We start from the raw sequence: 25,795 nt of genomic DNA on the forward strand, positions 1-25,795 counted from the left end.
TTTTCAAAAGAATAAAAGGAAATATTTGAGATTCGAAAAACCCGATCTTGTCTCATATGGTTAATATGGGGTCAAATCATTTTTGATCCTAAAAATGCTTAATAAAAATCATAAAAGCAGGAAATAGATAAATTAACAAATAATTATTTAGATGGTGAAATAAGACAACATGATTATTGTTTAATTGGATTTTTTGGGCTGTTCAATTGCTTGATGAATTGTCGATAAATATTGACAAAGCGCAATTTTTCTGTGTTTTCCTGGGGTCTATGGGGTTGATTTTTTAGGGTAGTCTGTTTCTGTTTAAGAATTATGGCAAAATAACCATGAGGAAATTATGAAGAGTAAAATTGAGGGCAATAAAATTCTTGAGATCTAGTCCAAGAAGTCTACCTTAATTAAATCGTTGAGGCTTTAGGGTGTCTGTTTCTATGTCGTAAAGCTAGACGAATAGTTGCTCTAAGGTAGCTGCCATGAAAATTTTGGTTGTTGAAGATGAGTCGACGGTTGCCAAAACCATAGAAATGATTTTGCTGAGTCAGCACTATGCCGTGGATCTTGCTGCCCATGGTTTAGCCGGCCTAGAAATGATTGAGGCCTATAGTTATGACTTGATTGTGTTAGATATTGGTTTACCGCAAATAGATGGTGTAAGTCTTTGTCAAAAGCTCCGTGATCGGGGCATACAAACACCTATTTTGTTACTCACGGGTCAGGACGCTACGGCACAGGCGAAGGCGATCGCCCTCAATACTGGAGCCGATGACTATATGACGAAACCCTTTGATGCAGAGGAATTGGTGGCCCGTATCCAAACCCTATTACGTCGGGGTGATTTAAAAACGCTGCCCGTGTTGCAATGGGGGGCCTTATCTTTAGATCCCAGTCGTTTGCAGGTGAGCTATGGAGAGACTTTATTACATCTGACCCCCAAGGAATATAGTCTCCTAGAAATTTTGCTCCGGCACGCCCCGAATATTCTCAATACCTATACAATCCTCGAGCAGGGCTGGAATGCCTTAGAGGTGCCTAGTGATGAAACCTTACGCACCCACATGAAGGGATTGCGAAAAAAGCTGAGGCTAGCCGGAGCCGCGAATGATTTTATTAAAACGGTCCATCGCCAAGGCTATCGCCTGAATCCGCTATATGGAGAAGTGGCCCCAACAGCCCAAGAAAAAACACCGACTCTCTTGCAAATGGCGGAAATTAAAGCGGTTAATGAAGAGCTACGTACGGCCTTAGAGCAGCTCCAGGCGACCCAAGCAGAGTTACAAATAAAAAATCAAGAATTACAAATGGTACGCGATGAACTTGAGCAACGCGTAGCAGAGCGGACAGTGGAGTTAAGGCAACAGGAAACCTTTTTACGCAGTATCTACGAGGGCACAGCCCAGGCAATTTTTGTGGTGGCTATCACGGAAACAGGGGACTTTCACTATGTGAGTCTGAATGCTGCAGCCCAGCGCTTGACGGGGCTTTCCCAAGAAGCATTCCAGGGGAAAACACCGGAGGCAGTTTTTGGCCCCGAGACTGGTGCTCTTTTCCGTCAAAACTATAGGGAATGTGTGCAGGCCCAGCAGAGTATTTTTTATGAAGATTATTTTGTGTTTCGGGGCTCTCCTGTGTGGACGCTGACAACCCTGTCGCCCATACGTAATGCCCAGGGCCAAATTGATCAACTGGTGGGAACTGTTTTAGACATTGGCGATCGCAAAGCCATAGAAGCGGCTCTCCAAGCTTCAGAAAGTAAATATCGCGCCTTATTTAACGAGATTGACGAAGGATATTGTATTGCCGAAATTATTCTCGATGATGCGGGAAACCCTGTTGATTATCGGATTCTCGAGGCGAATCCCCAGTTTGAGCAGTTAACAGACCTATCCCTTGAGATTGCCTTAAGCGGGCAGACGATCCGCGAAATCGCCCCGGAGCTTGAAGAACATTGGTATCAAATCTATGGCAATGTTGCCCTGACGGGCAAGCCAATTCGTTTTGAACAACAAGCTGCTGGTTGGGGACGTTGGTATAACGTTTATGCTTTCCGGATCGGTGCCCCAGAGAAACGCCAAGTTGCCATCCTATTCAGTGACATTAACCACCAGAAAAATGCAGAGACGGCCCTCCGGCAGAGTGAAGAAAAATTACGTTTATTTGTTGCTGCAAGTTCAGATATCATCTACCGAATGAGCGCAGACTGGCAGGAAATGCGTTGCCTTGAAGGAAAAGAGTTTCTTGTGAGCACTGATATTCCCCGCCGCAACTGGCTGAACATCTACATCCCTACGGAGGAACAGTCCCGGGTGATGGCGGCGGTCCAAGGTGCCATCGATACAAAGCGCTTTTTTGAATTGGAACATCAGGTGATTCGTCGGGATGGCACAATTGGCTGGACATTTTCCCGGGCGATTCCTATTTTGGATGATCAAGAAAATATTATCGAATGGTTTGGGGCGGCCAGTGATGTGACAGATCGCAAAAATGCTGAGCTTGATCTCAAGCGACAAATTCGTCAGGAATATTTGTTGGCAGATATTGCTCGGGAAATCCGCCAGTCCCTTGATTTGGAGCAGGTGCTGCGGAGTACGGTTGTACGGGTTAGGGAGTGGTTAGAGTGCGATCGCGTTGTGATCTTTCAGTTTGCCCCCGATTGGCAGGGCAATGTGATTATGGAATCTGTTAGCGATCAATTCAATGCGCTTCAATCAGCGACGATTGTTGATTCTTGCTTGACAGAAAACTTTCTTGAACCCTATTGCCAAGGTCACATTTCTGTTTTAAATGATGTTAATCAATCTGATTTAGATCCCTGTTACGTTGAGTTATTAAAACAATTTCAGGTACAAGCCAGTCTTGCCGTGCCGATTCTCCAGGGTCAGGGTCTTTGGGGATTGCTCATTGCTCACCAATGCGCTGCTCCCCGCCATTGGCAAGATAATGAGATTGTGACTCTCCGGCGCTTGGGGACTCAAGTGGCCATTGCTATTCACCAAGCCGAGCTCTATGAGCGGATTCGTCAAGAACTCACGCATCGGGCCCAGATACAAACTGTTTTACAAGAGAGTGAGGCACGACTTCAGGCGATCGTCGATAATGCTCCGGTCGTCATCTATTTACTCAATCCTGAAAATAGGCATTTGTTGGTAAATCGCAGTTATGCAGACCTCCTTGAAGTGACGCCAGATAGCCTGATTGGGAAAAATGTATATGAGGTCTGGCCCGAGGCGATCGCCGATATTTTTGTCTCCCAAAATCACAGCGTCCTAGAAACAGGTCGGCTTCTCCAAACAGAAGACGTAATTTCCTTATCGGACGGCTCCCATACCTACATCACCATTAAATTTCCTCTGTATGACGCCAGTGGTGTCCCCTATGCAGTCTGCGGTATTTCCACAGATATCACCCAAAAGAAACTTCTTGAAGCTCAGTTTTATCAAGCGCAACGCCTAGAAAGCCTCGGTACATTAGCTAGCGGCATTGCCCATGACCTGAACAATGTATTGACACCAATTCTAGGAATGACGCAAATTTTTCGTTTAACCCAACCAGACTTAGATACAACAGGTCTAGAACAACTCCAGTTTATTGAGGCCAGCGCTAAACGAGGGGCAAACTTAGTCAAGCAAGTTTTATCGGTCACCCGAACAACCCAAGGAGAACCAACGACCGTTAATTTGGCGGCACTATTGCAAGAAGAAATAGAGATGATTCGCCAGAGCTTTCCCAAATCTATTGAAATTCAAGTTAATTTTTCTTCAACCACAAACGCCCAAGCAGATTTAGGCCAGATTTTGGCTGATCCTATTTTCTTACATCAAATTATTTTAAACCTATGCATTAACGCTCGCGATGCGATGCCAGCTGGTGGTCTAATCACAATTTCTGGGGAAAAAGTCTTTGTGGATAAAACCAAAGCCGCAAAAAAATTAGATGCCCACATAGGACATTATGCGGTTATTAGCATTACTGATACGGGATCTGGCATTCCCCCCGAAATACAAAAACGAATGTTTGATCCATTCTTTACAACGAAAGGGCCAGGTCTGGGTACTGGATTAGGTTTGACGACAGTGAATAGTCTAGTCAAATCAAACCAAGGATTTTTAGAAGTTTTTAGTAAAGTCGGCCAAGGAACCCAGTTTAAAATTTATTTTCCTCTGATAGAAGATGGTCGACTTACTGACGAAAAGTCATCAAAACTCACGCAAGCACTCAAAGCGAATAATTATGGGGAGTTAATTTTGGTGGTAGAAGATGAAGCCCTTCTCCGTGGTATGTTGCAGTCTCTGTTAGAAACTCAACATTATCAAGTTTTATTAGCAGAAAATGGCGCGCAAGCTTTGGAACTATATCAGCAGCATCAAGAAACAATCAAGCTGGTCATGACTGATTTGATGATGTCTCCCATAGATGGGTTTGTGCTCACAGAGCATTTGAGAGCAGCGGGAGCTTCAATTCCAATTATGGCTCTCAGTGGTGTACCTACCCATGAACAAAAGGCGATCGCCACGGGTGCTGACTGTTTTATGACAAAACCTTTTGATATCAATATCCTGTTAAGCCAAGTTGCTGCACTATTAGAGAACATCTGAAAAGAACCTGACAATCGTCCTTACTAGAGTCAGTTTAATAAAAAAATAGAGATTTAGGGGCCAATTCAGTGAAAAGCATGTGGTTTTTATAACCCCTGAAGTCCTCTTAGATCTCCTCTTAAAACCAACACGTCCTTAAACGTAGCTTTCTTATTTTAGATATTGCTATAATAGTGCTATATGAGCATGTCAGATAATATCGAGCCAGACCATTATCTCAATCCACACAAATCAACTATCTCATCCCATAAATTACCTTGAGCAAGGAGAGTCTATACGTGAATAAGTTACTCTCAGTCTTCCTCGGCACCGTGGCCGTTGCTTTTGTCCAACCAGTTCAAGCTGAGCCTGTCTTTATTGATTTCGATTATCAATATCGTTATGGCTATGAATATAACTATGACTACGATGATTATAGTTATTATTACTATGCAAATATCTACACATACAACGATCACTCGGTAGCGTTTTCCGAGCCTGTCCTAATCAGCGCAGTTTGTCAACAGCCTCAAGTTCCTGCAGTAATTGAGCCCCAAACCAGTGCTTTTAACCATGGGAATGTATTTATTGAAGAGTCCAATATTATCATTGACAACAATTTCAGCGTAGAATGCTCTGTGCTGACAGAAAAAAATAATCCTGCGTGGGTAGAAGAAGCTATAGACTAACAGGATTCTATTCTTTTGAGTCTAGATAAAAATCTAAGTGAAAAGCTCATTAATTCATAGCTATCCAGATAAAAATCTGTGAGCTATATCCTAATAGATTTGGGAAAAATTTTACTAGCTGCGATGTTTTGAAAAGTGCGCTACTTAGACGATTCATTCATTACTAGAAGGCTGACCTTGCGAAACTAAACGAACAGCAGAACATTGCCGTGCAAGTATAGGATAAACTTCTGCATCTACCTGAACGCCTGCAGAAATCATATTTGTACAAAGCTTAACTATTTCTGCTGAAGATTCTACTTGATATCTTTCTAATTCAGCCTGTTCTCGGGCGAGTAAGGTGGTGCTAAATTCTTCGCAATTTCTCCCCACTTGCCCACCTAAAGGGATAATGATTGCCCCAGAAACAGCATAAGAATCAGAATCACTTCCATCAAATGTGTTTCCATTCATAGAACCACTAAATACTAGAGATGGCCGGGGGCAGACAATTCCCCTAAAACCGTAAGTCGCGCTTTGTCCTAGGTTATATACAGCAGTTTGGTTAACGACACCAGTATTTCCTAATGAATTATCATTATTCATGGTATTACTCTGATTTTGAGATGATTGCGCTCTAACATACATCGGTGTTGCTATGACTGCAGACATCGCTAATAGAAGTGAGACACACTTTTTAAAAAACATAGATAAAACCTTTAAAAATCAATGGAGAGACTATTTTGAAAAGTAAAAGAAGCACCAAAGGTTTCAACTGAACCACTAATATTTCTGGAGTAACCACTGATCACAAACTCTGATGCGCGTGAATACTCGCTTTCAACAATGTATTCATTGAATTCTGTGCCATTATTAGTTGGATTGACAGAACCCGAAGTCTTAAATTGTGACAGCTTTGTTTCAAAATAACTGGACTGTAGGCCAGATTCTGTTTTTTCTTCAATCTCTGTTAATCTGTGAAATGATGATGCGGAATTAGAAAAGCTTGCCCGGATTGTGGGACCAGCATCAAAGGGATCTGGATTGATATCTATTGCCAAAGGCTCGCCAATATACAATCCACTATAGTAGGGTTCCCCCATGAGCATATCACCCGCAAATGCCGGGCTGGCGATAAATATTGTCATCGCCAAGCCGAGCATTACTTTCATGGCTTTGTCCGTAATATTTGAAATTTTAACTACAGAATAAATAACCGTTAATTTTATCGGTTACCAGCCGCAGTTTCATGGCTATTACTGACAGAGTTGATGATGCTGTTAATCGTACCAAAGACAGTCGTGCTAGAGCCAAACTCTTCGGTGCCATTTTCTACCGCAAGGGCAGTATGGAAGGTGAAACCATCGTAGTCTGTCGTGGTCGTAAAGTTATCAGCAAAACCAGTGGAAGTGCCATTTAAAGCGATAGTGCCTTCTGTTTCTCCAGAAAAATCATCCACATAGAAATCAACAGCACCATTACCTGCATTTTCACCATCGATAACAGTACCGTCAACAGTACCGTCAAAAGTTCCATTCAAAGCAATATCACTCTCGAATGAACCATCTACGATTGTTGATACGGCGCCATCATAGTATTCTTTATAGGCATAGTTAGCCCAGTCGCGGCTACCATGGGACCATTCATTAGAATACATATACAGATTGGTTTTAGTTTGAGAATTGCTGTTAGTCCAGGTGTTAGAGACATAACTTTCACCAGCTTGGGCGGCTTGACCGATGGCTCCGAAAGCAATGATTGTACCGAGGGCGATCGCCGAAGACTTAAATTTCATCATTGTGGGAAATCCTCAATAAAATTAGGTTTCGTATGAAAAATTACATAGAAATTCAGGTAAATGAGAGCCTTTGAGCAATTGCATCAATGAAGCTTTTGCTATTTATCTTGATTAGTGGCAGAAATCTTGTTGAATTGAACCCTTTAAGCAATACTAATTGGCTATTGCTTATGTGGATGATAAAAGAATGCCTTTGAGATAAATAAAGCCAGTTCACTTCATATCTGAAGATGCTCCTTTGCTTTCACTTACGTATTTCTTTGTAACCCAGTTATATTCATTTTTTCTAATGGAGTCAACCCACGGTTTTCCTTTTTAATAAAGTCTATAGAATTGATAAATATCGAAACTTTTTAATGCAAAATAAACGTGAAATTGGTGTGAGTTTTATGGAATTAGAAACAATAAAATCTCATGTAATTGATAGGTTTGAAATGAAATTACTGTGAAGTAAACATAAATCTATAAAGCCGATTTTTTGAAATGATGCTCCTTTAAAGAGCATCTTTATGCTTTCTATGGGCAGTAAATCAGGGACTTTTGAGAGAGATAGTGATCGCCAACTGGCCAATCATGATCAAAAAAAATGTGACAAGATATCAATAAAACCAGAGCTTAACGGTGCACCTAGGGGGCGATCGCCCTACGTTATCTTTTGGGTTACTGCCGCGGTAACAGCGCAGCTATTGTAAATAGCATGTTTACAAATCGCGTATTCCGGCAAGACCTATCATTACCGAGTGCAATCAAGGAGCGAAGCATGCATATAGCCTGCCTGGGAGCTGCCATTGAGGGTGAAAGTGACGAAATACCAATCTGTTGAATTAGCCAGGCGATCGCCGATAACTTTGCTCTCTACTCTTACCCTTGCTGCTCGAGTTAACTCCCTGACGATGATTGCGTTAGCGGACGGTTCCGTTCGCACCCGCCCTAAACCACTTCCGGCCGCGACATTGAAGGCACACCATGTGGGTAAATAGCTAGGTAACAGCGGTGATTGAGCCACTGGGAGTGAAACCGCATTTGTGTCGATGAAAACCGAATAATCTACAAGGATCGGTAAACCCTGTCCATGGACAAGGTAACCCTCTAAACTTTTGGCAAGATCATAGAGACGTTGATGCTCTGTGATGCGAACACAGCCATGGCCGCTGCGGTCAATGAAGCCATCGTGTTGCAGAGGACCTGCCCCCCAGACAGGGGCATGGAGGGCAAAACCATTGTGGATCTGCATAAAATTTCGAATTCCGAGGGATGTCCTAGACTGTAGGCCATGGATATTGAAGTGAGACCCCATCCCATCACCAAATCTTTGGTTTGTACTTCTGGCGAGGTTTACTGTTTCTGGTGCCCAGGAAATTAATCCCAACTCGAAAACGATATCGCTTCCCCCATAGTCCCTGGTCACTTTGCCATGCATCCGACCAGCGGCATCTTTATAGAATTTGACGTAATAGATATCTTCGGGCTTTGCCCCCATTTTCGCGAGGCGAGTATGCCAGTCAGAGATGCCTCGGATAATTTCTTTGGGAGCTGCTTGGGTTATTGTTGCGGAGCTGACATTTAGATACAGGTTTTCCCTAGGCTGCCTAAGACCATAACTTGATAAAACGAACAAACAGCCTAGTGAGCAGATTAGTCTGAACAACCCAGTGCTTATCGAGTTCATAATCCTATTTTAAGTGCCCTGGCTAGGCGATTGGCGGCTTCTATTGCGCGATCGCAACAAAGAAATACACCAGGTCAACCCCGTCTCGGAGGCCGTAGGCGATCGCCCTGGACCAGGTAAATTTATATGAGGAAATTTTCACTTAATGAAGCATATTTGTATCATTGAATACAGAAACTGAAAAATAAGATTATTTTCGAGAAAGCCATGACAAGTGCCGTTGCTACCCCGTTGGATGTGTCTGCGATTCGTTACTGTGCCATCACCGCAGAACATCCTTTTGATACTAATTTCGCCCCGGCCCAGGCCAATAGCGACTGGGTGAAGTTAGTAGAAACCGAAGATGATGAATATGCTCTACTGCTCTGCTCCTACTCCCAAGAAGAATGGGTTGTCTGGCTGCCCTCCCAAGGGGAAACCATTCTCCATCAAGAAAAAATGTGTCGTCTTGCTTAGGTTTAGGCTGTGACAGGGTTTTAATCATCACTGCAAACGGGTGATTTATTTGACCCCTGGTGGTTCCCCGGTGGTTATGGAGAGCGATAAGGCTGAGGCTGATCCCAGAAGTTGGGAGTATAGCCTCGGCAAGATTTCAGCAGATTCAGGGGTAGATTGATTTGGTGTGGTTGGTGGTTTTCGTAAAATTTCCGTGGGCTCCCATAGTAAGATCAGTGGGCTAATGCCATATTGTGAGTTTTTTATAAGTCCATGGTTGCCCCTGAGTCCGCAGAAAATCTGTCTGAACAACTTGATCGCATTCATCGGGAATTGTTGGCGATCGCCAGCCAGTATGAAGGTAATGGGGAGCGTCTATTAGAAATTTTGCGCCAACTCGAACTCACCCATCGTCAGATTTCTGAAGAATATTTTTACCCGAGTCTGCCGGAGCGACGTCGGGATTTATACAATATCCTGCGGGATATGGAGACAGAGGGGGGCTGGCCGTATATTGCTCGCCCAAAGTTAAAGTTTATTTTAGAAAAATTACTGGCGGCTGAGACGGAAAATTCTACGGCAGAATAGGTTTTATCCAGTCTTTTGCCGAGCCCATGTGCCCTGTTCATCCACACCATCAGCTGATTCGCAACATCCAGGCCGCCATTGATACCACCCAAGATTTGGCGGCTTTGTTTCCCCGGGCGATCGCCGACTTGCAGGCTGCTTTTGCGGTGGATGAGGCCACAATTGGGCTAATTAAATCGACCCATCCCCTCCGGCAACGGCGGGAGCAGATCGCCACGGCGACCCTCGAACTACAACTGCCCTCAGAACAGCTGCCCTGCCGCTGGGCCCTCCAGGATTGTGACTTTTGTCAGGCGGCCTGGCATCAAGCACCGGAGATTTGGATGCTCTCCCCAGGGCAGGCTCAAAGAGAGGGGCGATCGCCCCTCTCCTTGGCGCAGTATCATCAAATTCTGCTCGCGCCACTCATGGGCGGCCAACGTCTTCTCAACCAAGAACAGACTGTTTTGGGGTTCATCATGCTCATGGGGCGATCGCCCGGGGTGTGGCTCCCCGAAGATCTTTCGACCCTCGCGATCATCGCTCACCAACTGGGTCAAACAATCATCCACCGCCAGACCCTCAGACAAATCCAAGCCTTGGTAGAAGAGCGCACCCGACAATTGCAGTGGAGCCTCGAAGTTCAGGGTAAGCTCAGTAAAAAAATGCGCCAGCAAATCCAACAACTGCGGCAACTCAACCGCCTGAAGGATGATTTTCTCAGTACCGTTAGCCATGAGCTCAATACTCCCCTTGCCACAATGAAACTGGCGGTGAAGATGCTCAAGCAGCCCGGGCGATCGCCAGAAAAACAACAGACCTATTTAGATATTTTGGATGAAGAGCTCAACCGCGAAAGTAAGCTGATTCACGATCTATTACAGCTCCAACAGGCCGAGGCCAGCACCTTTGCCCTCAAACCCCAACGGCTGAACCTCATTCCAGCTTTGAACACCTTGGCTGAAAAATTCCAGGCCCGCTGGTTTCCCCTCAAGCAACTCCAATTGCAGTTGAGCCTGAAACCCACAACCTTGGGGGCGAATCTCCAGCTAGAGACGGATCCAGAACATTTCCTCAATGCTATCAGTGAGCTCCTCACCAACGCCGGGAAATATGCAACCCCCAACAGCATCGTTCAACTGGAGGTGCAATATTTCAGGCGATCGCCCGCCCATATTCAAATTCGCATCTGCAATGATGGCATAAAAATTGAAGGCGCCGAACAGGGCCAAATTTTTGAAAAATTTCAGCGGGGGGAAGCCGCCACCCAACGCGCCATTCCTGGCACAGGTTTGGGGCTAACCCTCGTCAAAACTATTGTTGAACACCTTGAAGGGACAATTACCGTTTCTAGCGCACCCAACCCAGACCGGGAGGATTATCATACCTGCTTTAGCTTGGTTTTTCCCCAGGCGATCGCCTCCATTTAAGCCGGAAAAATCCGGAGGCGACGGTTGGGTTCTTCCCCAAAGCTCGACGACTGCAAATGGTAATGCTCGATGAGTTCATGTTGCATCTTGCGGATTTTTGCCGAACGGGGCAGCAGCTCCACTGGCTGACCCTGGGGAATCACAATTTGTTCTACGGCAAGGCGGGCTTCTTCGAGGGCATCGATTTCATCGTCACTGTTGCTTTGGGCAAAGAGGCGCACATCCGTCGGTTCCTGATTGTTTGGGTCATCCATATTGAGCAATTGCCGCAATGCCCTGGTGATCTGAGGAATGCTATTCGACTTCACCGCATGGATTGGCACATGGCAAGTTTGAGCAATTTGGCGCAGTTTAGAATGATTTTTGAGCTGCGATCGCAGGGCTAAAACCGCATCGGCGCTCTCGAGATCCTTCGTCAGTTCAATGGGTAACCGCAAGATTTCGATGACTTGCTCCAATTGCGATCGCCCCACGCCGTAGGGATACACATAGACGGGGTAATCTTCACCGTTGGGGCCAGGAATGCGTACTTTCTCCTGCTGTTGGGGATCGCGGGCCATCCAGGATTGATCAATCAACTGGTCGAGGGGGTTTGCCCGGGGGGAAAGCAATTTTTTTTTCGGGCTACCGAAGGGGAGGGGGGCCATTTTCCCCGATGCCCGCAACCCCTGAGGACGGCTAGGTTCGGCCACCATCGGCGTTTGGGGGTTCCAGTTGGGAATCTCAACGGGATGTTCCATTTCTTCGGTGATCTTCACATTGCCTTGATCATCGACGGTGCGCACCTCCAATAGCGGCTGGTGGCCCCGCAGCAGAGTATCAATGGTGATTGACACATCGCTATGCACCACCCACCGTTGCCGCTCCAGCATTTCTACGGCCACATCAAAGGTGGGGGGAGCTTTGCGTTCGAGGACGGTTTTTTGCGATCGCCGTTTGCGGGCCTCTTCATCTCCCAGGGTCACCGCCTGGATCCCCCCCACGAGATCAGAGAGGGTGGGGTTTTTAATCAAGTTTTCAATGCGATTGCCGTGGGCGGTGCCAACAAGCTGGACACCCCGTTCGGCGATCGTTCTGGCGGCCTGGGCTTCGAGTTCTGTACCAATTTCGTCAATGATAATCACTTCGGGCATATGGTTTTCCACGGCCTCGATCATCACTTTATGCTGCAATTCTGGGGTGGCCACCTGCATCCGCCGGGCGCGACCAATGGCGGAATGGGGAATATCGCCGTCCCCAGCAATTTCGTTGGAAGTATCGATAATCACGACCCGTTTGCCAAAATCATCGGCTAAGACCCGCGCAATTTCCCGGAGAGCTGTGGTTTTACCGACCCCAGGCCTCCCAACAGGAGGATCGATTTGCCGCTTTCGACTAGCTCCTGAATCATCAAAATCGTGCCAAATACGGCGCGACCGATGCGACAGGTCAACCCGACAATCTCCCCTTGGCGGTTACGCATGGCGCTGATGCGGTGCAAGGTCCGTTCAATGCCGGCACGGTTATCGCCACTAAACATCCCCACCCGCTCTACGGAATATTCCAAATCGTCGCGGCTAATGGGGCGATCGCCTAAATCTTCGGCACTGTTTTCAAAGCGGGCTTCGGGGATGCGGCCCAGATCCATCACCACTTCAATCAGAGCATCTTTGTGGGGATGATCCGCCAGGCGATCGCGGATCGCATCGGGCAAAATCGTCAGCAGTTTTTCGAGGTCGTCCGTCACCAGGCGGCGGTGGGCCGGAAAAGCAGGGGATTGGGGTGCGGTCATAGACTAAGGCTTGGGTTTAACGAAGATTTTAGTGGATTTATCAGTTGGGTGGCACAGGCGATCGCCTGGTCGAACCGTTCGGGATCAGATTCGAGGGGTTTGGGGTTGAGATCAGCGGGATTTTCAAGGAGGGGCTGGAGGATTTTTCGGGCATAACCCCCAAAGGCAATCCCGGAAATAAAAGGTGCTTGGCCTTCATTTAAGAGACAGAGGTGTTGCAGCTTCTCAACGGTGTGATTATTCGTCCCCCCTGCCAGTTGCACATACCCTGGCAAGCCGCTCCGGATCACCTTTTGGGCAAATTGAATACTCGCGTGGATGGTACCTTTGCCGATATCACCGCTCATGGGCCGCCCGTCCGTCTGCCAGAGGAGCAGACAATCTAGGGGCTGAATTTCTATGAATAATTGTTCGAGATAAGGCAGAACATCGGGGTGATCTTGGCAGCTAATCGCCAACAGTTTTAAATGGTGATGGACAGGTTTTAGGGTCTGCCAGAGCCGCTGAAAATCCGCAAAATGGCCCACTTGGGTATGAATCTCCACCGCATCGATCGCCATAGTCGTGATCATCTCGGCGGCGGCCTTGGGACTGGAAAGATAATTCTGCGCTTCGATCAAACCCAGGGGACAAATAGGTAAACAGCGACCACAACCATAGCAGCGATCACCAATCACCCCAGTCTGGTTAATCGCCAAGGCGGGGCAAACCGTTTCGCAGGGGCGCGGACAGTCAGCCGGACAACGACGCGGATCAAAATAAGCTTTGCGGAAATGGGGATCCTCGGCGTCATTGAGGCTGATCATCAGCCAGGGTTTACCCTGCCACCGGGGAAAATTGTCAGGATTTTCGGCGGCGATCGCCTCGGCTATTTCCATCGCCTCCTGGGCCATGGTCACCACTGCTGGGTCTGCTGCGACATCGATGCAATCAGCGCCCACCAAACTATAAACAAGGGTCAAATCACGGATCGCGGGGAGGTGCTGAAAACTGGCGCCACAGATGAGTTTGAACCAATGGCCAGCAGTGAGGGATTGGGCAGGAAAAGAATATTGCTTCACCTCCCTATCGTACCGCTCTGATTTTCCCTTTGGAAGGCCTGATTACGAAGATGAAGATGTAAACAACCGTAAGGGCGATCGCCTTTCTCCCCGATTCCTAACCCACAATAGATTTAATTTTCCATTTTTTAAGGATCTCCAGAGATGACGTGGCCCCCAGAAAATCGCACCGTGATTCCCGTCCGCGAAGAATTTTTTAACGATGGCCATTGGTATGTGCTCACTTCGACCAGCTTGGGGGGTGGCCAACTGTCCCTCAAGGCGATCGCCGACCAATTACAGAGCGATGATCCCGCAGATTTTGTGCAACTCCTCGAAAATGGCATTTGTTTACCCCTCTGTTTTCCGGCTGATTGTTGTCTAGATAATGCGGTAATTGTGGTGGGTGATTTAACAGCGCAGGAGGAGCAGGCATGGTTGGGCCGGATTCAAAGCGTGTTGGAAATTCCCTGCGGTGAATTTGTGCTGATGGGGGGCGGCATTGAAGAAGATTTTGAAATAGCAACCCAGCATTTTGCACCGCCCAATCCCCATTTTCAATTTTTCCAAAAGGTCAGAGTCCCCCCCGGTCGCTACCTCGTGGAAGTCTATGCTTTTATCGGCAGCATTATCGTCACCGACGCTTGGGATGCCAATGATACTGCCACCATCTTAAAAACCCGATGGCAAACCGAACATCCCAGTGCACCCTATCCTGATTGGTTGACGGAATATCTGGAAAATGGCTATGTTGATGCAGAAAAATTCGATTTCCTGGAATATTTAATTCGCCTCCAGCCCTTCACCGATGGCGATCGCCCCCCATTGCCTGCCCTTGGTCAATGGTGTGATGAATTTACCATCCGTCAACCGATAACCTTTCCCATCGGTTTATCTCGTAGTCATTACGGCAAATTAGGTCACACTGATTAACATCAAAAAATATGACAGGCGATCGCCCTTCTCCCTGATCCCTAACCCACAATGGAAGGAACAACTCCCGAACTTTGTGGATATGCTGCAACACGACGTCATTATCGTTGGCGGTGGTCTCGCTGGCTGCCAGGCTGCCCTAGAAATCAAACAGAAAAACCTCCACTTCGATGTGGGACTGGTGGCGAAAACCCATCCGATCCGTTCCCATTCCGTGGCCGCCCAGGGGGGCATTGCCGCCAGCTTAAAAAATGTTGACCCAGAAGATAGCTGGGAAGCCCATGCCTTCGATACCGTCAAAGGTTCTGATTACCTCGCCGACCAAGATGCAGTCGAAATTCTCACTAAGGAAGCGCCTGAAGTAATTATCGAATTAGAGCATTTGGGGGTATTGTTTTCTCGCCTTGAGGATGGACGCATTGCCCAGCGGGCCTTTGGGGGGCATTCCCACAAACGCACCTGTTACGCTGCCGATAAAACGGGTCACGCCATTCTCCATGAGCTGGTGAGTAACCTGGGGCGTAACGGGGTCAAAATTTACGACGAATGGTACGTGATGAACCTGATCTTTGAGGACAATCAGGCCAAGGGCATTGTCATGTACCACATTGAAACGGGCCATTTGGAAGTGGTACGGGCGAAGGCGGTGCTCTTTGCAACGGGGGGGTATGGCCGCGTGTTTAATACCACCTCTAATGATTTTGCCTCCACGGGGGATGGGCTGGCGATGACGGCAGCGGTGGGGCTACCCCTAGAGGATATGGAGTTTGTGCAGTTCCATCCCACGGGACTGTATCCGGTCGGTGTTTTAATCTCCGAGGCCGTGCGGGGTGAGGGGGCATATCTGAGAAATAGCGCAGGCGATCGCTTCATGGAAAAATACGCCCCCAACCAGATGGAACTGGCCCCCCGAGATATCACTTCCCGGGCGATCGCTTTAGAAATTCGCGCTGGCCGGGGGATTAACCTTGATGGCAGTGCCGGGGGGAATTTTGTCCATCTCGATCTGACTCACATGGGCAAAGAAAAAATCATGGCGCGCGTCCCCTTCTGCTGGGAAGAAGCGCACCGCCTAGTGGGGGTTGATGCCATCACCCAACCGATGCCCGTGCGGCCCACAGCCCACTACTCCATGGGAGGCATCCCGGTGAATACCGATGGTCGCGTCCGAAAAAATAGTACCGAATTAACTGAAAACTTTTTTGCGGCGGGGGAATGCGCCTGTGTCTCCGTCCATGGGGCTAACCGCCTCGGCAGTAACTCCCTTTTAGAATGCGTTGTTTTTGGGCGACGGGTCGGGGCAAAAATTGCCGAATATATTGTTGACCAGTCTTTCCCAGAAATTGATGAACAGTTCTATTTAGATGCCGCAAAAAACCGAATCGGCCAACTCCTCAACCAATGCGGCAATATCCGCATCCATAGCCTTAGACAAGCGTTTCAAGATACCATGAGCGACTATTGCGGTGTTTTTAGAACTGAAGCAACAATGGCCGGAGGCTTAAAAAAAATCTCCACTTTAAAAGAACAATACAATTGCCTATTTCTTGACGATAAGGATATTCATTGGAATACGGAACTCATTGAAGCTCTGGAGTTACAGAGTATCCTGAAAGTTGGTGAGGCAATTTTAACCTCTGCCTACCACCGCCAGGAAAGTCGCGGCGCCCATTCCCGGGAAGATTTTCCGGCTAGGGATGACCAAAAGTATTTAGCCCATACCCTGAGTTTCTGTAGTGAATCAGGTGTAAAAATCGAATATATGCCTGTGGTGATCGATCGTTTTGTACCGAAAGAACGTAGATACTAAGCAAAAAGCTTTTTAACTTCTATTTCCACATCTGGAAAAGCATGGGGCGAAATGGTTCCGTCCGTATGGATAATCAGAGAATGATATTTATCATCGATTAAATCCTTAAAAACATGGAGCCGCTGATTTGGAATATCAATCACCCAATATTCTTGAATACCTTCCTGTTCATAGACATCTTTTTTGTCATGTAAATCATAATTCAGAGTGGAATTAGACACTTCAATCAATAGCAAAATATCAGCTGCAAAGGGGTGCTTTGTGCGGTATTGCTCTTTAGGTAGCTTTGCCAGGACAAGATCAGGTTCTGGCTCTGATTGACTGAGGGTAATAGGATGCCCCTCATAGATAACTGCCCTATCTTTAACTAAGCTTTGAAAATAATCATTGCCATGGCTCATTGTGTAGCAATGAATGGGACTTTCGGGAGTTATCTCAACTAATTCCCCTTGTAATAATTCCACCCGTTTGTGATCCAAAATACCCTTGTCAACCATGGCATGGTACTCTGCAACCGTCCATTTAGTGAGGGTTTTCATTGTTCCTTAACCTCTACGGATCTAGACATTAAAATACTTCGACACAGGATGGTAGGTGATAATTGCCGAGGTAGATTGTTCCGGATAAATTTGCTCACTTTCATCCATATACATCCCGATGCGGTCTGTTTTGAGTAGTTCTAATTGGGTGTATTGATCCAAAATATTCGGACAAGCCGGATAGCCAAAACTGTAGCGGGAACCCTGATACCGTTGTTTGAGCATATCTTTGATGTTGTCGGGCTCTAAATGCCCAAAGCCTAGCTCACGCCGAATCCGCGCATGACACCATTCCGCTAGGGCTTCGGCGGTTTGGACGGCAATGCCATGGTAATAGAGATAATCGGTGTATTCATTGGCTGCAAAGAGCTTTTGGGCGTATTCCGTCGCAATCTCCCCAACAGTTACTGCTTGCATCGGAAAAACGTCTAAAACGTCGGAGTCTGTGGAGGCAAAGAAATCCGCAATACAGAGGCGCTTGCCTGATTTTTGGCGGGGGAAGGTAAATCGAGCTACTTCGCTTAGGGTTTGTTCCGCTACATATTCATCGGGATCATAAATGATTAAAGTGTTTCCTTCCGATTGGCAGGGAAAATAACCATAGATGACCGTTGGATCAAGAATTTTTTCGGCGATCGCCTTTTCTTTCCATTGCGCTAACAGAGGGTGAACGGTGTCTTGGATAAACTGATCATACTCTGCCTTCGACTGGTCTTTGGTCTTGCGAAACTGCCACTGACCCACAAAGAGCGCTTGCAGATCCAGATGCCAAAAGACATCCTCTAAATCAATATCCTCAGCGCGCAGAATTTTTGTCCCCCAGAAGGGCGGCCGGGGCCGGGCGATATTTTCATCTACTGCCTCCGAGCGGCGAGTATCAAGCACTTCCGGTTCTTTCGCTTTACTTTCTTCCGCCATGATTTCCTCCCCATCACCACTATAGGTGCGGGTATTTTCTTCGGCATATTCCCCTAGAAAGCCTTGGAAATTATCCCATTTGCCATGGTTCTTAGCAGGCATGAGTTTGTCCATAAAATGGAGGTCGGCAAAGGCATCTTTGCCGTAAACCACTTGGCCCTTGTAGGTATTTTGGCAATCTTGGTAGACAAATTTCGGGGTGAGGGCTGCCCCACCGAGAATGACAGGAACCGTGATTCCTTTTTCGTTGAAAGCCTCTAAATTATCTTTCATAAAAGCCGTGGATTTCACCAAGAGGCCACTCATGGCAATGCAATCAGCGCCATGTTCTTCGTAGGCTTGGATAATATTTTCAACGGGTTGTTTAATCCCCAGGTTGATCACTTTATAACCGTTATTCGACAGAATGATATCAACAAGATTTTTACCGATATCGTGGACATCACCTTTGACGGTGGCGATGATAAACGTGCCCTTACCGCTGTCGTCTCCTTCTTCTTTATCCATATAGGGTTCGAGAAAGGCCACCGCTGCTTTCATAGTTTGGGCTGACTGCAAAACAAAGGGCAATTGCATCTGTCCAGAACCAAAGAGTTCACCGACAACTTTCATGCCATCAAGCAAAAAGATGTTGATAATATCGAGGGGTGGATGGTTTTCGAGAGCCTCGGTGAGAGCTTCTTCTAAACCAAGTCTTTCACCGTCAATGATGTGCTGTTTTAAGCGTTCGTTGATGGGGAGATTTTTATCGATCGCCTCGGCTTTCTTCGCTTTTTGGCCTGCAAAAATTTCTGTTAATTTGGTCAGGGGGTCGTAGGTGCAGACCTCGCCATCAAACTCGCGGCGATCGCCAATGAGATCCCGACAGATCTTGATGTGCTCCGGGTCAATTTTCGCCATGGGCAGAATCTTGCTGGCGCTGACGATCGCCGAATCCATCCCCAATTGCATCGCATCATGGAGGAAGACAGAATTGAGGACTTGCCGGGCGACGGGGTTCAGGCCAAAGGAAATATTCGAAACCCCGAGGATAATGTGACAACCGGGCAATTCATTGTGGATGCGTTCAATGGCATCGAGGGTGGCTTGGCCATTGTTGCGGTCTTCCTCAATCCCGGTGGAAATCGGTAGGGCCAAAGGATCAAAGAAAATTTCGTGGGCAGGCAGTCCGTAGGCGATCGCCGCATCATAGGCCCGCTTGGCAATTTCAAATTTTTTCGCGGCGGTGCGGGCCATCCCTTCTTCATCGATGGTACCGATCACCACCCCGGCACCGTATTTTTTCGCGAGGGAGAGCACTTGATAGAAGCGTTCTTCACCGTCTTCATAGTTGGTGGAGTTGAGGATACATTTGCCCCCGGCCACCTTGAGGCCCGCTTCCATTTTTTCCCATTCGGTGGAGTCGAGCATCAAGGGCAAGGTGACATTATTCACCAAACGGGAGGCCAGTTCGTGCATATCCCGCACCCCATCGCGGCCCACATAATCGACGTTTACATCGAGCACATGGGCCCCTTCTTTCACCTGGGATTTTGCCAGGGACACCAAACTATCCCAATCTTCAGCATTTAACAGGGTGCGGCATTTTTTTGAGCCACTGGCGTTGAGCCGTTCCCCGACAATCAAGAAAGAATTGTCCTGGATGTAGGGTTGGGGACTATAGATCGAAGCTGCCGCTGGTTCATATTGAGGCTGGCGTTCCTTGGGTGTCAATTCTGCAGCGAGTTCGGCAAGGGCCTTGATATGGTCGGGCCGCGTCCCACAACAGCCGCCGATCACCTGGACTCCCAGATCTTCGACGAAATGCATCAACGCCATCTTCATTTCCAGGGCGGTCAATTTGTAGTGGGCTTGGCCGCCAATGTTTTCTGGTAGTCCGGCGTTGGGAATGCAGGAGACGACAAAGGGGGAATGGGCCGAGAGATATTTGATGTGATCCTTCATCAGGTCTGGCCCAGTGGCGCAGTTGAGGCCCAGAATATCGATCTTGTAGGGTTCGAGGATCGCCACGGCGGCGGCAATTTCCGTGCCCACGAGCATTGTCCCCATGGTTTCCATAGTCACAGACACCATGATCGGCAGGCGATCGCCTTTTTTCTGAAATGTGCGTTCTACCCCATTCAAGGCCGCTTTAATCTGCAAAACATCCTGGCAGGTTTCCACAAGCATCAGATCCACACCGCCGTCATAGAGCCCCTCCGCCTGCTCTGCGAAAGCATCCTCTAAACTGTCGTAGTCAATGTGGCCCAGACTGGGGAGTTTTGTCCCAGGGCCAATGGAGCCGGCGACGAAACGGGGTTTTTCGGGGGTGGAAAATTCGGCAGTGACACTTTTCGCCAATTCCGCCGCTGCTTTGTTCAGTTCATAGGCGCGATCGCCCAGGTCATATTCCGCCAGCACAATGGAAGTACCGCCAAAGGTATCGGTTTCGATCACATCGGCTCCGGCTTCGAGGAAAGCTCGGTGGACAGTGGCCACCGCTTCCGGCTTCGTTTTTACCAAGTATTCATTACAGCCCTCATACTCGGCCCCGCCAAAGTCTGCAGCGGTCAGATTTTGCACCTGCAAGTTAGTTCCCATCGCCCCATCAAATACAAGGACGGGACGTTCGGGACTGTGGAGGCGATCGAGGAAGGCACTTTTCATGGAGAGATGTTGTGGCGGTGTAGAACAAAATCAAGGAATTGCGTCCTATATTCTAACCTGATTCCCCCGCTTGGGTTTGCCCAAAAGCCTAGACAGGGAGAGGCCCTCAGGAGAAATTTTCAAAAATTGACTAAGGCGATGGAACCGTTAGGTCAATGGTCGCTTTAACCACTTCAAAATTTTGCCGCTTCAGGGTAAAGCCCGCCTTTTCGGCCACCCGTTGCATGCCTTTGTTTTCGGCGAGAATATCGGCATGGACCGCCGTTAAACCTTCATTGCGGGCGATCGCCACTAGGCGTCGTAGGATTTCTGTACCCAGACCCTGGCGCTGGAGCGGGTCACTGACAATCATCGCAAACTCCCCCTCTGTCGTGCCGTGCAGTTGGCTTAAACGGGCCACCGCATACACTGCCTTGGTTTGGGTATTGGGGTCGGTATATTCAGCAACCAGGGCCATTTCCCGGTCATAGTCAATGAAACAAAGCCGGGTCAGCCGTTCATGGGCGACGCGACTTTGCAGGGTCACCAGGTGAAAATAGCGAAAATAGACGCTCTGTTCGGACAGGGTTTTGTGAAACTGCACCAGCATCGGTTCATCTTCCGGGCGGATTGGGCGGATCATCAACTCCCGGCCATCGGCACTGGTCCAGGCTTTTTCGTATTGCAAGGGATAGGGGCGGATTGCGGGCTTGGGTAAATCTTTTTCAGCTAAATCCAAAGGGTGCAGCACAATGCGACCATCGAGGGCGATGAGGCGATCGCCTGAGGCAAAGAGGGGGTTAATATCTATTTCTTTGATCCAGGGCTGCTCCACCACAAGACGACTAAAACGCACCAAGATTTGCTCTAGTTCGTCTAAACTCACTGCCTTACGGCCCCGCACCCCCTTGAGGGCTTGGTAAATTTTCGTCTGTTCCATGGCCCGCCGCGCCAGGGTACTGTTCAAGGGAGGTAAGGCGATCGCCCGGTCTTGAAACACTTCCACCAATTGGCCCCCTGTCCCAAACACCATCACCGGGCCAAATTGCGCATCGATGCTGCTGCCGAGGATCAGTTCATAGCCATCCTTGAGGTTGAGCATGGGTTGCACCGTCACCCCCTGGAAATGTTCGGCGCCGGCCTTTTCGGTGACGCTCTGGCAAATCCGTTCAAAAGCGCCCCGCACACTGTCGGCATCATTGAGATTGAGTTCAACGCCCCCCACATCGGTTTTGTGGGTGATGGTGGTTGAAAGGAGTTTTAAGACCACCGGATAACCCAACTCTGCCGCGAGGGCGATCGCCATCTCCGGGCTGTGGGCATTCCCTGTAGGCACAATGGGAATGCCGTAGGCGGCCAGGATTTTTTTTGACTCCGATTCCGTGAGTAGGGTTCTCCCTTCGGCGCGGATCGAGTCGAGAATGACTTTCACGTTGTGGCGATCGATTAGACCATCGGTGTCGGGGGCGAGGGTGGGCGTTTCGTAGATGCCTTCGAGGGTATATTTGTAGCGCCAGAGCAGTTGGAACAAATAGGCAGCGGAATCGGGATAGCGATAGGTGGGCACCTGGGCCCGGTTGAGAAATAGTTCCCCCTCGGTGACTTCGTTGCCCCCCATCCAACTAGCTAGTACAGGTTTATTGGTCTTTTCGACGCATTTTTGCAGGGCGATCGCCGTTGCAGTGGGGTCGGTCATTGCCTGGGGGGTGAGAATCACTAAAAAACCGGCACTGTTGGGGTCGGCGATCGCCACGTCGAGGGCTTGGGCATAGCGCTCCGGTTCGGCATCCCCCAGAATATCAATGGGATTACTGCGGCTCCAGTGGGTCGGTAAAAATTCATCGAGGGCGGCGATCGTTTCCGGGGCCAATGCTGACAGTTCGCCCCCCCGCTGAATCAGCGCATCGGTGGCCAGCACCCCGGGGCCCCCGGCATTGGTGATGATCGTCAGTTTGGGTTTTTTGGGCAGGCGGGGTTGTTTGGCAAGAATTTCGGCTAGGTTAAACAGCTCTGAAATGCGATCGACCCGGAGCACCCCGCATCGCCGGAAAGCCGCATCAAGTACCGCATCACTCCCTGCGAGGGAACCCGTGTGGGACGCAGACGCCTTTGCAGCGGCTTCTGTTCGGCCTGCTTTGATCACGATGATCGGTTTGGCGATCGCCACCTCCCGCGCTGCCGAAAGAAAAGAACGGGCCTCCCCCACCGATTCCATATAAATCACAATGCTTTTGGTATTGGGGTCATCGCCGAGATAGGTGATCAAATCGCCCCAGTTCACATCCAGCATCGACCCGAGGGAAATAAAGGCACTAAACCCGACATTTTCCGGAAAGCTCCAATCCAGTACCGCCGTACAAAAAGCACCACTCTGGCTGATAAATCCCACATGGCCGGGTTTGGCCATGGCGTGGGCAAAAGTTGCATTGAGGCCGCTATAGGGATTCATTAACCCCAAACAGTTTGGCCCAATGAGCCGCATTTTTCCGGCGGCGATCGCCATGATTTCCTGTTCTAAAGCTTTCCCTGCCTCACCAATTTCTTTAAACCCGGCGGAAATAATGATCGCAGCTTTAACGCCGATTTCGACGCATTCGCGAATGATGGTAGGCACCAAGGGCGCAGGAATGGCAATAATCGCGAGTTCAACCAGCTCGGGGATAGCAGCAAGGTTTGGGTAGGCTTTAATGCCGAGAACACTGTTACGCTTCGGATTAACGGGATACACCGTACCCCCGAAGGGATTACTGATTAAATTCCAGAGCAAAGTACGGCCCACACTCCCGACTTTATCGGTAGCGCCGATCACCGCCACAGACTTGGGATTGAAAAAATAGCTGAGGGGCTGCTTTTCTGATCGAAGGATATCGTAGGCCGGATCAATGGTGATCGTCAGGGGATTACTGCTCATGGGAACTTGCTGATACTGCTCTGCCGCTATGCTACATCAAGTGTTCTGGGAGCAGCCGTAGGTTAAGGTTGAGACATCAGCGCCACCAAGGAGCAAGGGGATCAGATTGGGAATCACAATTTCCCCTGTGCTAGAGTCGAGATTTCTTGTGAAAAAGTTATTTTTTCCTGCTCATTTCACCCAGTTTCCATGCGCGTTGTTCAGCTCCAAGATGATATTCTCTGTATCCACCAAGACGATGTTCCCCCCTATAAAAAAGGCGGTTCAGTGGTGCGCAACAGCTATTTTTGGGCGCTCAAATCCATTGCCTGCTATGCACCGCGCCAAGGTGATTGGGAATTTGACCAGGTGGTGTGGGTGGCCCTGGCCCGTCTGCTGATGGCCTTTACCACTTCCGGTTATTTGGGCACAGCGGAAACCACCTTAGAATTTCCTGAGGCGATCGCCATTCCTGAAGCGTTGCGGTCTGTGTCTACCTATCTCTAGGGATTTTCTGGGCGAAAGACAATGGAGTCATTTAAGGCTTCAAGGGTAGTACCTGGGTAATAAAACGCCAGAATGCGTGCCGCTGACCAGCCCAGATTTGCGAGGTTGTAGGAGCCAAACTGACTCATGCCGACCCCATGGCCGAAGCCGCCGCCGACGAAAGTATAGCCCGTCAGTTGATTTTGGCCATTCATGTTGGGCCGTAGGTAAAAGAAGGTGCTGCGGGGTGGACCCAGAGCACTGCGAATTTCATTTTTAAACAGGCTAACAATACCGCGATCAGTTGTTACTTGAAGTTCGAGAATCCGGCCCGAAGGCGATCGCTCGATAATTTCTAGCTTTTGTACCGATTGGATCCCGGCGAGGGGATGCTGAGTTCGTTCGAGATAGGTTTGCAAAGTGGTGGTTAGTTCCGCGAGGGTAGCGCCCTGTTCCCAGCGAAACAGAGGACTACGGCCCACTTCATTAAACCCCTGGGTTTGATCGATAAATTTGCGGAAGGCTTGCTCATCGTCCAGGGGAGCACTAACAATGTTCCATGGGGCATTGGGCGCATCCACAACGGGCCTGAGATAAGGCCGATCCGCCCCGTCCCACACGTCACTAAAAAATGCCGTAACGCCGCCACTGGTGGAGGAATAGAGGGCATCGACCAGTTTATTGTCATAGGTCAAGACTAAGCCTTCAGTGCGGGCGATCGCCTCATCGATGCGGGGAATGGTTCCCTGGAGCCCTTTGTAAACTTGGCAGTGCACAGTGGCGCAGAGTTCATAGTTGTCCGCCTGGAAGCGGCGCAGGTTCCGCAGGGCATAGGTGCGGGCAATAATGGTCTGGGCTTCGACGGCATTATTGGGGGCATTGGGGCCGATTTCATGGGGCACAACTCCCCGGAGATAGGTTTCGATATCGACATCATTGACCAGGGTAAATGTGCCATAGGCATTGGGCTGGAGCCGGAGCTGCCCAGCAAAGCGATTCTTCGGCCCTTCATTTTCTTGGATTTCAAAGCGGCCATTACCAGAGCGGAGGGTCATTTCCGTGCGGTTATACCGGTAACCCCCCACCACAAAGGAGGCGATCGCCCGTTCTGTGCGCACGGTGGAACTGAGGTAAGGCGTAGTATGGCCCTGCTCCCGCAGTTGCTGGAGTAGCAGGCGACGAAGGAGGGGCGTCTGATAAACATCTCGCTTGGCCCACACTTGCCAGCGGCCCGGCTGGGTGATTTCCACTTCAACACCCTGTTCTCGCCAAAATCTAGCGCTGTCCTCGGCGGTCTCAAAAGTACCCTGGTCACTGAGGACAATGTACTCAACCAGTTCTGCTTGGGCGAGGGGCTGAGCCCCAATTTCTAGGGTTACTTGATCGGTCTCAAGGATTTGCGGAGTGCCGCCGCTGATAATTTCTACCTGGAGGCGATCGCCTGAAACACTGGAGATGGTCAAAGTATCATCCTGTTCTTCCCCGAACCGCTGGACAATCCCCACGGCAATCTCTACCGCCGCCGCTGACCAAGCCCCAGGCCCCAGGAGCCATAGCCCCACCAAACAGATAAACCCAAGCCATTGACCCCGAAATTTTGCACGCCGACCCATGGCGAGTTTCCCAACTTATTGAACAAATCCAG

At 48.9% G+C, this 25,795-nt stretch carries 17 protein-coding genes and 1 pseudogene; 8 read left to right on the forward strand and 10 right to left on the reverse strand.

The annotated features are described in order from the left end of the window. The first annotated feature begins 473 nt into the window (after positions 1–473). Both ACZ45B_RS07225 and ACZ45B_RS07230 read left to right on the forward strand, forming a co-directional pair. Positions 474–4,592 (forward strand): response regulator, encoded by a 4,119-nt coding sequence (locus ACZ45B_RS07225; protein ID WP_024545557.1) that lies wholly within the window; start codon positions 474–476, stop codon positions 4,590–4,592. Between the two features lie 278 nt (positions 4,593–4,870). Beyond that, on the forward strand, positions 4,871–5,260 hold the full coding sequence (locus ACZ45B_RS07230) for a hypothetical protein (RefSeq protein WP_024545556.1): 390 nt from the start codon (positions 4,871–4,873) through the stop codon (positions 5,258–5,260). Positions 5,261–5,413: 153 nt separating this feature from the next. Here the strand turns inward: ACZ45B_RS07230 and ACZ45B_RS07235 are convergent, their stop codons facing one another. From ACZ45B_RS07235 to ACZ45B_RS07250, 4 genes are all read right to left on the reverse strand, one after another. Next, positions 5,414–5,947: a hypothetical protein gene (locus ACZ45B_RS07235; protein WP_158505980.1), complete on the reverse strand. Its 534-nt coding sequence runs from the start codon at positions 5,945–5,947 to the stop codon at positions 5,414–5,416. A gap of 11 nt (positions 5,948–5,958) precedes the next feature. Beyond that, complete coding sequence (locus ACZ45B_RS07240) at positions 5,959–6,411, reverse strand: hypothetical protein (protein ID WP_038027843.1); 453 nt, start codon at positions 6,409–6,411, stop codon at positions 5,959–5,961. 53 nt (positions 6,412–6,464) lie between these two features. Continuing rightward, positions 6,465–7,037 (reverse strand): hypothetical protein, encoded by a 573-nt coding sequence (locus ACZ45B_RS07245; RefSeq protein WP_038027842.1) that lies wholly within the window; start codon positions 7,035–7,037, stop codon positions 6,465–6,467. A 733-nt stretch (positions 7,038–7,770) separates the two neighbouring features. Further along, positions 7,771–8,517, reverse strand: a complete 747-nt coding sequence (locus tag ACZ45B_RS07250) for an SH3 domain-containing protein (RefSeq protein WP_081699638.1) — start codon at positions 8,515–8,517, stop codon at positions 7,771–7,773. 396 nt (positions 8,518–8,913) lie between these two features. Between ACZ45B_RS07250 and ACZ45B_RS07255 the strand changes: the two genes are divergently transcribed. The 3 genes from ACZ45B_RS07255 to ACZ45B_RS07265 all read left to right on the forward strand — a co-directional run bounded on the left by ACZ45B_RS07255 (position 8,914) and on the right by ACZ45B_RS07265 (position 11,138). Then, on the forward strand, positions 8,914–9,162 hold the full coding sequence (locus tag ACZ45B_RS07255; protein WP_024545550.1) for a hypothetical protein: 249 nt from the start codon (positions 8,914–8,916) through the stop codon (positions 9,160–9,162). A gap of 252 nt (positions 9,163–9,414) precedes the next feature. Then, positions 9,415–9,729, forward strand: coding sequence for a hypothetical protein (locus ACZ45B_RS07260; protein ID WP_024545549.1), 315 nt, complete (start codon positions 9,415–9,417; stop codon positions 9,727–9,729). A 26-nt stretch (positions 9,730–9,755) separates the two neighbouring features. Further along, positions 9,756–11,138 carry an ATP-binding protein gene (locus tag ACZ45B_RS07265; protein WP_024545548.1) on the forward strand — a complete coding sequence of 461 codons (1,383 nt, stop codon included), beginning with the start codon at positions 9,756–9,758 and terminating at the stop codon, positions 11,136–11,138. Here the strand turns inward: ACZ45B_RS07265 and ACZ45B_RS07270 are convergent. Together ACZ45B_RS07270 and ldpA are read right to left on the reverse strand one after the other, a co-directional pair. Continuing rightward, a pseudogene (locus tag ACZ45B_RS07270) lies at positions 11,135–12,909 on the reverse strand (R3H domain-containing nucleic acid-binding protein). The gene ACZ45B_RS07265 and the pseudogene ACZ45B_RS07270 sit on opposite strands and share 4 nt — an antisense overlap. After that, on the reverse strand, positions 12,906–13,970 hold the full coding sequence (gene ldpA, locus ACZ45B_RS07275; RefSeq protein ID WP_024545547.1) for a circadian clock protein LdpA: 1,065 nt from the start codon (positions 13,968–13,970) through the stop codon (positions 12,906–12,908). Before ldpA ends, ACZ45B_RS07270 begins: the two are co-directional and overlap by 4 nt. 144 nt (positions 13,971–14,114) lie before the next feature. Here ldpA and ACZ45B_RS07280 point away from each other — a divergent pair, with 144 nt between their 5' ends. After that, positions 14,115–14,882, forward strand: coding sequence for a hypothetical protein (locus ACZ45B_RS07280; RefSeq protein ID WP_024545546.1), 768 nt, complete (start codon positions 14,115–14,117; stop codon positions 14,880–14,882). An 82-nt stretch (positions 14,883–14,964) separates the two neighbouring features. Next, positions 14,965–16,692 carry a succinate dehydrogenase/fumarate reductase flavoprotein subunit gene (locus ACZ45B_RS07285; protein WP_024545545.1) on the forward strand — a complete coding sequence of 576 codons (1,728 nt, stop codon included), beginning with the start codon at positions 14,965–14,967 and terminating at the stop codon, positions 16,690–16,692. On the opposite strand, the gene ACZ45B_RS07290 is transcribed toward ACZ45B_RS07285, so the two are convergent. The 3 genes from ACZ45B_RS07290 to ACZ45B_RS07300 form a co-directional block, all read right to left on the reverse strand. After that, the gene (locus tag ACZ45B_RS07290; RefSeq protein ID WP_024545544.1) at positions 16,689–17,231 is read right to left on the reverse strand and encodes a Uma2 family endonuclease; all 543 of its coding nucleotides are present in this window, start codon (positions 17,229–17,231) and stop codon (positions 16,689–16,691) included. The genes ACZ45B_RS07285 and ACZ45B_RS07290 overlap by 4 nt on opposite strands. Before the next feature lie 21 nt (positions 17,232–17,252). Next, entirely contained in the window at positions 17,253–20,795 is a 3,543-nt protein-coding gene (gene metH, locus ACZ45B_RS07295; protein WP_024545543.1) for a methionine synthase, read from the reverse strand. A 130-nt stretch (positions 20,796–20,925) separates the two neighbouring features. Beyond that, positions 20,926–23,685 (reverse strand): bifunctional acetate--CoA ligase family protein/GNAT family N-acetyltransferase, encoded by a 2,760-nt coding sequence (locus ACZ45B_RS07300; RefSeq protein WP_024545542.1) that lies wholly within the window; start codon positions 23,683–23,685, stop codon positions 20,926–20,928. Positions 23,686–23,874: 189 nt separating this feature from the next. Between ACZ45B_RS07300 and ACZ45B_RS07305 the strand changes: the two genes are divergently transcribed. Further along, positions 23,875–24,171: a hypothetical protein gene (locus ACZ45B_RS07305; protein ID WP_024545541.1), complete on the forward strand. Its 297-nt coding sequence runs from the start codon at positions 23,875–23,877 to the stop codon at positions 24,169–24,171. Here the strand turns inward: ACZ45B_RS07305 and ACZ45B_RS07310 are convergent. Then, positions 24,168–25,763 (reverse strand): SpoIID/LytB domain-containing protein, encoded by a 1,596-nt coding sequence (locus tag ACZ45B_RS07310; RefSeq protein ID WP_024545540.1) that lies wholly within the window; start codon positions 25,761–25,763, stop codon positions 24,168–24,170. The two genes, ACZ45B_RS07305 and ACZ45B_RS07310, sit on opposite strands and share 4 nt — an antisense overlap. Positions 25,764–25,795: the final 32 nt, after the last annotated feature.

Source organism: Picosynechococcus sp. NKBG15041c (assembly GCF_055380235.1).

Coding starts and splice junctions, on each gene's coding strand:
- ACZ45B_RS07225 (WP_024545557.1), top strand. CDS start 474: ATGAAAATTTTGGTTGTTGAAGATGAGTCGACGGTTGCCAAAACCATA.
- ACZ45B_RS07235 (WP_158505980.1), bottom strand. CDS start 5,947: ATGTTTTTTAAAAAGTGTGTCTCACTTCTATTAGCGATGTCTGCAGTC.
- ACZ45B_RS07240 (WP_038027843.1), bottom strand. CDS start 6,411: ATGAAAGTAATGCTCGGCTTGGCGATGACAATATTTATCGCCAGCCCG.
- ACZ45B_RS07245 (WP_038027842.1), bottom strand. CDS start 7,037: ATGATGAAATTTAAGTCTTCGGCGATCGCCCTCGGTACAATCATTGCT.
- ACZ45B_RS07250 (WP_081699638.1), bottom strand. CDS start 8,517: ATGGGGGCAAAGCCCGAAGATATCTATTACGTCAAATTCTATAAAGAT.
- ACZ45B_RS07255 (WP_024545550.1), top strand. CDS start 8,914: ATGACAAGTGCCGTTGCTACCCCGTTGGATGTGTCTGCGATTCGTTAC.
- ACZ45B_RS07260 (WP_024545549.1), top strand. CDS start 9,415: ATGGTTGCCCCTGAGTCCGCAGAAAATCTGTCTGAACAACTTGATCGC.
- ACZ45B_RS07265 (WP_024545548.1), top strand. CDS start 9,756: ATGTGCCCTGTTCATCCACACCATCAGCTGATTCGCAACATCCAGGCC.
- ACZ45B_RS07280 (WP_024545546.1), top strand. CDS start 14,115: ATGACGTGGCCCCCAGAAAATCGCACCGTGATTCCCGTCCGCGAAGAA.
- ACZ45B_RS07285 (WP_024545545.1), top strand. CDS start 14,965: ATGCTGCAACACGACGTCATTATCGTTGGCGGTGGTCTCGCTGGCTGC.
- ACZ45B_RS07290 (WP_024545544.1), bottom strand. CDS start 17,231: ATGAAAACCCTCACTAAATGGACGGTTGCAGAGTACCATGCCATGGTT.
- metH (WP_024545543.1), bottom strand. CDS start 20,795: ATGAAAAGTGCCTTCCTCGATCGCCTCCACAGTCCCGAACGTCCCGTC.
- ACZ45B_RS07300 (WP_024545542.1), bottom strand. CDS start 23,685: ATGAGCAGTAATCCCCTGACGATCACCATTGATCCGGCCTACGATATC.
- ACZ45B_RS07305 (WP_024545541.1), top strand. CDS start 23,875: ATGCGCGTTGTTCAGCTCCAAGATGATATTCTCTGTATCCACCAAGAC.
- ACZ45B_RS07310 (WP_024545540.1), bottom strand. CDS start 25,763: ATGGGTCGGCGTGCAAAATTTCGGGGTCAATGGCTTGGGTTTATCTGT.